Annotated in this window: 7 protein-coding genes; 1 reads left to right on the forward strand and 6 read right to left on the reverse strand. The window is 68.9% G+C overall.

Features of this window, described 5'->3' with window-relative positions; translation table 11 throughout:
- Window positions 1-12 precede the first annotated feature (12 nt).
- The 3 genes from KY572_RS30780 to KY572_RS30790 are packed head-to-tail and all read right to left on the reverse strand — an operon-like array spanning window position 13 to window position 1,902.
- Window positions 13-774, reverse strand: coding sequence for a nucleotidyltransferase domain-containing protein (locus KY572_RS30780; RefSeq protein WP_224247080.1), 762 nt, complete (start codon window positions 772-774; stop codon window positions 13-15).
- A gap of 42 nt (window positions 775-816) precedes the next feature.
- The gene (gene thpR / locus KY572_RS30785) at window positions 817-1,371 is read right to left on the reverse strand and encodes an RNA 2',3'-cyclic phosphodiesterase (RefSeq protein WP_224247082.1); all 555 of its coding nucleotides are present in this window, start codon (window positions 1,369-1,371) and stop codon (window positions 817-819) included.
- 3 nt (window positions 1,372-1,374) lie between these two features.
- On the reverse strand, window positions 1,375-1,902 hold the full coding sequence (locus tag KY572_RS30790) for a metal-dependent hydrolase (RefSeq protein WP_224247084.1): 528 nt from the start codon (window positions 1,900-1,902) through the stop codon (window positions 1,375-1,377).
- Window positions 1,903-1,993: 91 nt separating this feature from the next.
- Here KY572_RS30790 and KY572_RS30795 point away from each other — a divergent pair, with 91 nt between their 5' ends.
- Complete coding sequence (locus KY572_RS30795) at window positions 1,994-3,268, forward strand: adenylate/guanylate cyclase domain-containing protein (RefSeq protein ID WP_224247085.1); 1,275 nt, start codon at window positions 1,994-1,996, stop codon at window positions 3,266-3,268.
- Here KY572_RS30795 and proS read toward each other — a convergent pair.
- The 3 genes from proS to KY572_RS30810 form a co-directional block, all read right to left on the reverse strand.
- Window positions 3,233-4,666, reverse strand: a complete 1,434-nt coding sequence (gene proS, locus KY572_RS30800; RefSeq protein ID WP_224247087.1) for a proline--tRNA ligase — start codon at window positions 4,664-4,666, stop codon at window positions 3,233-3,235. The genes KY572_RS30795 and proS overlap by 36 nt on opposite strands.
- A 179-nt stretch (window positions 4,667-4,845) precedes the next feature.
- Complete coding sequence (locus KY572_RS30805) at window positions 4,846-5,316, reverse strand: hypothetical protein (protein WP_224247089.1); 471 nt, start codon at window positions 5,314-5,316, stop codon at window positions 4,846-4,848.
- Entirely contained in the window at window positions 5,301-9,719 is a 4,419-nt protein-coding gene (locus KY572_RS30810; protein WP_224247090.1) for a pilus assembly protein, read from the reverse strand. Before KY572_RS30810 ends, KY572_RS30805 begins: the two co-directional genes overlap by 16 nt.
- Window positions 9,720-9,823: the final 104 nt, after the last annotated feature.

Consider the following 9,823-nt stretch of genomic DNA (forward strand, 5'->3'; position numbering starts at 1 on the left):
CGCCCGCGGTCCTCACTTCGCCGTGGCCAGGCGGATGCGCACCAGCAGCTCGTGGAGCCCGGCCCGACCGCTCGGCTCGTTCGGCAGCTGGCTCGAGTCCCGCGCCTGCTCCAGCTCCTCCCGCAGGCGGTGGAACTCCCGCTCGTGGAAGTCGAAGTCCGCGTCCTTCAGCGTGCCCTTCTCCGAGCCCTCCAGCTTGCGCTGCACGAGCTCGTGGATGTACGGCAGGCGGTAGCCCTCGTTGAGGGTGACGAGGTTCGGCTCCACGCGGCCGGTGCGCATCAGGTGGATGCCCGTGAGGAGCACGCGGTACACGTAGAGCAGCGGCTTGACGCGCCGCGGCCGCTCCTTCTCGAAGAGCCGCCACTGCGTCTCGGCGAAGCCCAGGTAGTGGTGGGCGTGGTGGCGGGTGATGCAGGCGTTGGCCAGCGCCTTCAGCTCCTGGTGCTCCGGAGAGCTGCGCAGCACGAGCGGCGAGAAGAGCTGCTCCAGCACGTAGCCATTGCGGCGCAGCAGCAGCCCGAAGAACTTGGACACGTCGTGGGTGACGAGGTCCATCTCCAGGCCCTCGTGCAGCGTGGACTGCTCCACCGTCTCCGGGCCCGTGTCGAGCCCCACCACCTCGCGCGCGGGCAGCACGTGCACGCCCCGCAAGTCCCAGTCCGAGTCCGGAGACGGGAAGCCGTAGATGTGGGAGCCGCTCACCGTCATGAAGACGAGCGGGTAGGGGTGTCGCTGTACGAAGGGATCCAGGCGGCTGTCGAGCGTCGTCATGGCGTCAGCTCCTCCCTCGGGGGCGGGGACTCGGCACGGGCCTCATAGCGCGCCCGCCAGTGGCAACTCCAGCCGGGGCAGGTACCGCCCCCCCTTGCTCTCGAAGAGGACGAGGTGCTCCACGCGCGCCTCGCCCCAGTGCTCGCCTTGGAGCGCCTTCTGGCACTCGAGGAAGGCGGCGTCGCCCCGGGGCTCCCTGGAGCGGGCGAGCGTCAGGTGCGCGGTGTACATGCGCTTCTCGCGCGGGAAGCCCAGCGGCTCCAGCACGGTCGCCACCTCCGCCTGCAGCGCCCCGAGCGCGGCGGTGTTCCCCCCCACGCCGGCCCAGAGCACGTGCGGATGGCGCGGCGAGCCGAAGCTGCCGCCGCCCTCGATGGTGAGCGTGAAGGGCGCGTGGTGCCGGGCCACCGGCGTGAGCGCGTCGGTGATGCCGGCGAGCTGGGGCTCGGCCACCTCCCCGAGGAAGACCAGGGTGAGGTGGACGCCCTCGGAGTTCACCCAGCGGGCCTTCGGGGACAGGGCGCGCAGGCGCTCGATGCCGGCCGCGGCCCGCGCTTCCACGGCGCTCCCCAGGGTGACGGCGGTGAACAGGCGCATGGCTCAGGGCTCCGGGGCCGCGCGCCGACGTGGCCAGAGCGCGAAGGTCCAGCAGGGGAGGAAGACGAGGAACTCCACCACGACGACGTACAGCCCGCGTGGGGAGAGCATACCGACGCCGATGGGGGCCACGGGCAGGGGGCGCACCGGCGCGAAGAGGCGGGCGTTCGACAGGGGCCAGAGGAGCGCGGCCCCGAGCCCTCCGTCGGTCAGCGCGTCCAGCAGGCCATGGCTGCCCACGGAGACGAAGGAGAGCAGGCCCAGGCGCCAGGGCGCGATGCGGAGCAAGCGCGCCAGCCCCATGGAGCCCAGCGCCACCAGCGCCGCGAAGGCGAGCGAGTGCGTGGCGCCCCGGTGTCCCCAGGGAGCGGAGTAGGGGATGCCCAGCTTGAAGGCGATGACATCCGCATCCGGCAGGAGCGCCAGCGCGGAGAAGAACAGCATGTAGGCCACGAGCCGGCCTCGCGAGGAGCCACCCGCCTCATACCTGCCCAGGGACATGCCGACCGCGACGTGACCGATGCTCGCCATACCTGGGCCTCACGATAGTCCATCAGGCTGCCCGGGGCCGCCGGGGGCTTCCTGGCGAAGGAGGGCCTCCTGGGCTAACCTGGGAGGTAGCGTGTTCACCGTCTCCTCCGAGTCCGGGCTCGATGAGCTCCTTCGCCAGCGCCTGGATGAGCGGCGGGCGAAGGTGAGCGAGTGGATCAACCGCTTCCGGGTGGGCGGAGCCATCGGCTGGGGGGTGTTCGCCCTCCTGTTCGACTGGCAGACGCCTCGGTGGATGCTGGGGGCGTACCTGGGGCTGGCGGTGGCGCTGTGGCTCGGCGCCCGGCGCTTCCCGGCCATCGGGACGAGGCCCGCGCTCGGCGTGGTGGGCATCGACATGCCCGCCATCTGCCTCATCCAATATTCGGCGCTGCAGTACACGAGCAACACCGTGGCGGTGGCGCTGATGCCCATCGGCATCTACGTCACGCTGCTGATGGTGGTGGCGATGCTCGGGCTGTCGTGGCGCGGGGTGACGATGACCACCCTGCTCGCCATCGGCTGCGAGGTGCTGCTCTGCGAGCGCGCGGGGATTCCGCGCGATGTCTATCCCCAGGCCTTGGGGCTGGTGCTGGTGCTGGCGGCGTTCGCGGCCATGTTCGTGAGCGGCCAGATGCTGGGGCTGGTGCGGGACGTGACGCGCGAGCAGGCCCGGCGGGCGCGGCTGGGGCGCTACTTCTCGCCGCAGGTGGCCAGCCGCATCGCGGAGCTGGGCCCGGGAGCCGACACGGGCCAGCACCGCGAGGTGACGCTGCTGTTCTCGGACATCCGGGGCTTCACGACGATGGCCGACCAGATGGAGAGCCCGCAGGTGGTGGCGCTGCTCAACGAGTACCTGGCGAGGATGGTGGAGGTGGTGTTCCGCAACGGAGGCACGCTCGACAAGTTCATCGGAGACGGCATCCTGGCGTACTTCGGAGCGCCGCTGGAGCTGGCCGGGCACCCGCAGGCGGCGGTGGAGTGCGGGCTGCAGATGCTCGAGGCGCTGGAGCGGCTGAACGCCGAGCGCCAGGCGCGGGGAGAGGCCCCGCTGAACATCGGCATCGGCATCCACACCGGCCGCGTCGTGGTGGGAGACGTGGGGCCCAACCAGCGCCGGGAGTACACGGTGATAGGCGACGCGGTGAACCTGGCCAGCCGCATCGAGGGGCTGACCAAGAAGGTGGGCGTGCCGATGCTCGTCTCCGAGGTGACGCGGGCCCGGTGTGGCGCGGAGCTCGAGTTCACCGCCGCCACGCCGCTGCCCGTGCAGGGCAAGCCGGAGCCGGTGGCCACCTTCACGCCACGCCGCGCTCCGGCCGTGAGCTCCTGCTCAGTAGGCCTTGGAGAACACGATGCGGCCCGGTGAGGCGTCGCCGCACACCACGCACTTGCCCGGCTCCTGCTTCAGGTCGAACGGCCGGCACCGGGTGGTGGCCGCCATGTCGTTCTTCGCCTTCGCCTCGCAGGTGGGCTTCTCGCACCAGTGCGCCAGCATGAAGCCGTCCTCGGCGCGCTTCTGCATCTCCTCGTAGGAGTTCACCTCGAAGGTGTTCGCGTCGCGGAAGCTCTTCGCCTTGTTGAAGAGGTCCGTCTGCATCGCGTCCAGCATGGCCCGGGCCTTGTCCACCGCCTGGCCCAGCGGGACGAACTCCTTCTGCTTCAGGTCCCGGCGCACCATCACGCACGAGTCCTTGGCCAGGTCCTTCGGCCCCAGCTCCACCCGGAGGCAGGTGCCCACCATCTCGTGCTCGTAGTACTTGAAGCCCGGGCCCTTGGACTCGTCGTCGTCCACCACCACGCCCAGCCCCGCCTTGCGCAGGTCCGCCGCCAGCGCCTGGGTCTTCTCCTTCACCTGCGTCTTCTCCGCGTCCGACGCCTTGCCCAGGATGGGGATGATGACCACGTGGGTGGCCGCCAGCCTGGGCGGCACCACCAGCCCCGAGTCATCCGAGTGCGTCATGATGAGGCCGCCGATGAGGCGCGTGGACACGCCCCAGGACGTCTGCCACACGTGGTGCTGCTTGCCGTCGCGGCCCTGGAACTGCGTGTCGAAGGCCTTGGCGAAGTTCTGCCCCAGGTTGTGGCTGGTGCCCGCCTGCAGCGCCTTCTTGTCCTGCATCATCGCCTCGATGGAGTAGGTGCGCAGCGCGCCGGCGAACTTCTCCGTCTCGCTCTTGCGCCCCTTGAGCACCGGCATCGCCATGTAGTCCTCGGCGAACGTCCGGTACACCTCCAGCATCTGCAGCGTCTCCTTCTCCGCGTCCTCCTCCGTCTCGTGGCAGGTGTGCCCCTCCTGCCAGAGGAACTCGGTGGTGCGCAGGAACAGCCGCGTGCGCATCTCCCAGCGCATCACGTTGGCCCACTGGTTGATGAGCATCGGCAGGTCGCGGTAGCTCTGGATCCACTTGGCGAAGCTGCGGTTGATGATCGTCTCGCTCGTGGGCCGGATGATGAGGGGCTCCTCGAGCTTGGCGCCGCCCGCGTGCGTCACCACGGCCAGCTGAGGGTTGAAGCCCTCGACGTGCTCGGCCTCCTTCTTCAGGTAGCTCTCGGGGATGAGCAGCGGGAAGTAGGCGTTCTTGTGGCCCAGGTCCTTGAACATCTTGTCCAGGACGCGCTGCATGTTCTCCCACAGCGCATAGCCGTTGGGCCGGATGACCATGCAGCCCTTCACGTCCGAGTAGTCGGCGAGCTTCGCCTTCAGGACGAGATCGACATACCACTCGGAAAAGCCCTTCTCGCGGGGCAGGAGCTTCTCGGCCATGTGCTAGCAACCCTCGTTCGGAGTGAAAGAAGGAAGGTTGCCTACGCCGGGTACCACCGGAAATCAACGGGCACGATGACTCCGCTCGACTCGTGAACGCCAGGAGCGGGGGCTTTGCCCGGGGCCCTGCCCCTCCCCCGAGGGGGGAGAGGCGGGCCGTGAGGCGGGTGCTCCGAGGCTCAGACGCCCTCGGGCGGCTCCTTGGAGGGCGGGTCCGGAGGAATCAGCCCTGGGGTGATCTGGTGGAGCGTGCCACCCCGGATGGTGAACTGGCGCTCGCCCAGGCGCTTGCGGCAGACCTCGATGTCCTTGGCCTGGTAGACCTCCACGTACAGCGCGCCAGGCCCCGGCGGGACGAAGACCTTCCGCTCGGCGCAGTCACCGAAGAGGCTCATCACCTCTTCACGCGTCTGGCCCAGCTTGAACTCCGGAGGAGGACCCTCGTCCTCCGTGGGAGCGGCGGCTTGCGGCTCCTCGGAGGGCTCGGCCTCGGCCTCCGGCGCGGGGGCCGGCTCCGGGGCCGCCTCGACCTTGGCGGGCTGAGGCGCGGCCGGCTCCGGGGCAGGGGCCGACTCCTTGGAGCAGGCCCCCCACAGCAGCGCCCCGGCGAGCGCCGCCACCCTCCATGTCACCATCACAGCTGATCGCATGCCGCCTGGTCTCCGTCATGGCGGCACGCGTGGCCGCGGCGATCGAGTTCCAGCTGGTAGAGCGACTTCACGCCGTCGTCGTTGACCTGGACCTTCATGTGCGTCGCCTGTCCCGGACCGACCATGCCGATGCCGAGCTCCACCTGGCCACCACCGATGGACACCTGCATGGCGGGCTCGGCGGGAGCCGCCACGGTGTTGCTCGAGGTGAAGCGCGCCCAGCGATCCTGGCCCTTGTCATAGAAGCCCACCGCGCAGTTGGCCATGCCCGTGGCGAAGTTGGACTGGTACAGGCGCGCCACGTTGGTGCCCGTCGTGGAGCAGACGGCCCCGGAGGCGCCGCTCGGCTCGAACGAGCTCCACAGCACGCAGCCCGCCTGCAGGGTGCCGGTGGTGCCCGTGCGCTCGTTGGCGATGCCGTACTCGATGAACCAGCCCTTGCCGGCCGGCGCGGCCGACTGCTGGCTGGCGGAGACGACCTTGCCCGTGCTGTCGAACTGGCTGACGTTCACCAGATCGTCGTCCGTGTACCGGTTGTTGTCGTAGGCGGTCGCCTCGCCGTCGGTGTCGAACTTGCGCAGCGGATCAGTCCCGCCGTACGTGTACATGCCGTAGTAGCGCTGCGGGTAGGGCGGCGTGGTCTGGACGAAGTTGAGCTGCGCCCAGGTGTTGGCCGTCTCGCGGCAGTTCCAGGTGGTGGTGTTGCCATCGCACGTGTACTGGATGGAGCCGTCGTTGGCGTTGCCGCAGCCGTTGGCCGCGTCGTTGTTCCAGGCGAGCGTCACCTGCGACCCACCACACGCATTGCCCCCGGCCGCCGTCGTCGCGGTGCCCGCGGTGTAGTGGAAGTTCTGGAAGACGCTGCTGGTGCTGAAGACGGTGTTTCCACCCCGCGCGACGGTGAGCGAGTTGTTGACGCCGCAGCCCTGCACGGCGCAGCCGCGGGGGTTGGACAGGCGGCAGGCCGTGCCCTTCTCCAGCAGGTTCTCGCGGTCGCCCGTGCCCGCGAAGGTGCGCAGGAAGCCGGTATCCGGCTGCAGGGCGTTGAGCGTCATGTAGCTGAACGGAGCGCGCATGGCCTCTTCGTCGGCGCTACGGCCGCCCAGGTTGGCCACCCGGAAGGCGCGCGCGGCGTGCCAGTTGTCCACCTGCTGCTTGGTGGAGTCCCACGTGCCCGGCTTCCACATGCGCAGCATCCACAGCTGCCCGCCGTAGTCGCCGATGGTGGCCGAGTCCCACAGCAGGTCGGCGTCCGCGCTGGGGTTGTCCGCGCGGCCGATGTCCATCATGGAGACGCCCGCCGCGAAGGGGTAGCGCAGGTGCTCGGAGCGGTTCTTCCCGTCACCGTAGAAGACGCTCCACACGGTGTGGCCGCTCTGGATGTCCACGATGGCCACGCCACGGCCGCGCAGCATGTGCTCGTCGAAGCCGCCGTTGAGCGCCACCACCCACCGCTCGCGAGCGACGGTGTTGTCGATGGACCACGGGCCCGGGCCGGGGTCCTCGTTCTCGCCGGCGAGCACCCGCAGGGCCTGATCCGCCGAGTCGGTGAGGGCCACCGGGCCGATGGGCGGCGGGCGGGGAGCGAAGTTGGTGAAGCTCTCGCCCACCTGCAGCGCCAGCGGGTCGCACGGCTGCGGCCACATCCACAGGAAGTCGCCCTGAGCGAGCGGCGCCGCGGTGGTCGACTCACCCGGCTCGTCACCCAGCAGGCGCGTCAGGTCCAGCGCGAAGCGGTGCACGCCGCCGCGGCCGGTGCCCACCACGGCCACCGTGCGGTACTCCTCCCACTGCTTCTTGTTGTCGGCCGGCTGGCCGCCCGCGCCGTCGATCCACACGTCGCGCACCATGGGCGAGCTGTCCACGAAGTAGGCGTGCTTGCCGATGTTGGGGCGCAGCTTGGGCAGCAGGTCCGGCGGGATGAAGGCCCACAGCTCCTCGCCCGTGCCGTCGTCGTACTTGCGCTGGCCGGTGAAGGGGTCCACATCGTCCGAGCTGGTGACCTTCCTGCCGTTGTGGAAGGCGTGCAGCATGCCGTCGTTGGCGCCCACCAGGACGATCTTGTCGCGGTCACCGGCGGCGTCCACGTACTTGTCGTAGGCGATCACCTCCGTGCGGTCCGCCGTCACGTAGTCGTTCTGCTGCGGCGTGGCGCCGGAGAAGAGCGCCGACAGACACTGCGTGGAGAAGGCGCAGAAGTTCTTCGGCATCGGCGGCTCCACGTTCGCGGGCCCCGAGTGGAAGATGTCGCCGAGCAGGAACTCGCGGTCGGTGGTGCGCTTGGCCGGGTCGGGGTTGAGCGCATCCGCGCCGCGGTACCAGTTGATGATCAGCCTGGCGCAGTCGACCGGCGACAGGGTGGCAATGCCCAGCTTGGCGGCCAGGTCCGCGCACGCGTTGGGGTTGTTGGGGATGCCCAGGTACTCCCGCAGCACGGCGGCGTTGTTCTCGTGGAACTCGATTGGCGTGTCGCGCGAGTCGATGATGCCCGCGGGGGCCGCGTTGTCGACGATGGTGTAGATCTTCCGGGTGGTCCACTTGTTGTGGGGAGCGGCGGCCAGCTTCGCGCCCGCCTCCCAGTAGGGAACGGCCGGCACGAGCGGGGACAGCAGCTTCACGAAGTTGCCCTCATCGTTCTCGATGATGGCGTCTCCCGCGGCGTCGAGGATCAGCGTGTCGTCGCAGTCGCCGTCCTGGTTGAGATCTCCTCCCGCGCTGACCCGCTTCGGATCGCAGCCCAGCAGGCGCTCGGGGCCCTCCTTGAAGCGGTAGAGGAAGCCCTGCCACGGCTCCACCTTGGAGCGGGCCGGCTTGAAGCGCGGGATGAGCGTGGCGCTGGCGCTGCGCACCTGCAGCGTGCTGGCCGCGGGGCTCGAGAAGGAGGTGGCGCGCGTCTGCACGTTGTTGATGATGTCCAGCAGCGCCTGCTTGAGGCTGGCCCCGTCCTCGGCCGTGTAGTACAGGCCGCCGCCCACGTCGGCCGCGTTCTTCAGCAGGTTGCTGTTGATGCCGAAGCCCACCGTGTAGGTGATGACGCTCTGCTTGCCGGCGGTGTTGAAGTCACCGATCTGCGGCGGGTTGTTGGCCTGCAGATCCTGCTCGTAGAGCATCTTGGCCACGTCATCCAGGTAGAGGTTCTGGTTGTCGTCGCCGGGGTTGGTCGGATTGATACCGATGTCACGGCCGGCGAGGCTGGTGCCGATCTGGCACGGCCGGGACGAGGGGCAGTACACCGGACCGCCGTTCACATCGCGCATCCTGGCGGCCATGGTGGAACTGAAGTTGTCACCGCTGGGCTCACCGTCGGTGATGATGATGACCGACGAGGTCTGGCAGCCCCAGCACACGCTGCGGCCCTGCGAGGTGAGCTGACCGTTCTTGAACTCGTTCGGGTAGAGGTAGTTGCCGCCGAAATTGAACTTGGTCCGGTAGATGCTGTCGTCCGAGGTGAAGTAGTAGCCCACGTTGAGCAGCGACTTCGCCAGCGGCGTGCCGGTGGTGAACTCGATGTTGTTGACCGTGTTGATGTAGCTGGCGCGGTTGTTGTCGAACGCCGTCGAGTCGTTGAGGATCTGCGAGCACGAGGGGTTCTGCGGCTGGAGCAGCGTGGACAGGTCGTTGTCGCTGTTGGGCGCGAAGATGGTGATGCCGGCGCGCACCCGCTTCAGGTCCTTGATGACGGACTTGAGCACCGCGCGGGCGGTGACGTACTTGGGCGGGTTGAAGTTGAGGAAGCGGCCCCAGAAGATGAAGTCCAGGTTGGTCAGCGGCGCGGTGTCACGCGCGGTGGCACCCGGCAGCTTCCACCAGCCCTTGGTGCTCAGGCACTGGATGCAGCGGTTGTAGACCGCGCTGTTGGTGGTGTTCCAGTTGGGGACCTGCGACTGGCAGGCCGACTCCTTGGTGTGCCACTGGACGTCCGGCTCGCTGCTGTCGTTCCAGTACATGTACGCATAGAACTTGTCGTCCAGGAACAGCTTGTCGAAGCCGCTGTCCGCGCCCAGCCCGGTGCCCGGATCCGGCTGGGGGTACTGGAAGGTCGGGTCCCAGCCGCGGCTGGCCTGGAACGCGTCCAGGCGCGGGTTGTCGCAGCCGTTGGTGGTGATGTTGAAGAAGACGCTGTGCTCGCTGTTGATGACCTGGGGCAGCTCGCGCATGGAGCCCGAGGCATCGACGAGGAAGTGGATGTTGGGCGGGGCACCGTCGGCGCTGAAGAAGCGCTCGTCGCCGGACACGTCCTTGCCGCGCAGCACGTCATTCACCAGGGACGTGGTGAGCTGGCAGCAGGCCGGGCTGTTCTTGGTTCCATCGCCGAGCTCATCCGCGGCGAAGGCGACACTGGCGATGCCCAGGGCCGCCAGGCCCAGGGCGGTACGGCGGAGGATGGATGTCCAGGAGTGCATAGGGGGTTCTCCTTTGGAACTCGGATTCTACAAGCCGACCCGGACCATGAACTCGATCTCGCGCTCGGCGCTCGAGGGGTCATCGGTCTCACGGCACACGGCGG

The sequence above is a fragment of the Hyalangium gracile genome (genome assembly GCF_020103725.1).
Taxonomy (GTDB): domain Bacteria; phylum Myxococcota; class Myxococcia; order Myxococcales; family Myxococcaceae; genus Hyalangium; species Hyalangium gracile.

Bases quoted from the DNA above. Each gene is read 5' to 3' on its own strand.
- KY572_RS30810 (WP_224247090.1), bottom strand. From the start codon at position 9,719: ATGCACTCCTGGACATCCATCCTCCGCCGTACCGCCCTGGGCCTGGCG.
- KY572_RS30805 (WP_224247089.1), bottom strand. From the start codon at position 5,316: ATGCGATCAGCTGTGATGGTGACATGGAGGGTGGCGGCGCTCGCCGGG.
- thpR (WP_224247082.1), bottom strand. From the start codon at position 1,371: ATGCGCCTGTTCACCGCCGTCACCCTGGGGAGCGCCGTGGAAGCGCGG.
- KY572_RS30790 (WP_224247084.1), bottom strand. From the start codon at position 1,902: ATGGCGAGCATCGGTCACGTCGCGGTCGGCATGTCCCTGGGCAGGTAT.
- proS (WP_224247087.1), bottom strand. From the start codon at position 4,666: ATGGCCGAGAAGCTCCTGCCCCGCGAGAAGGGCTTTTCCGAGTGGTAT.
- KY572_RS30780 (WP_224247080.1), bottom strand. From the start codon at position 774: ATGACGACGCTCGACAGCCGCCTGGATCCCTTCGTACAGCGACACCCC.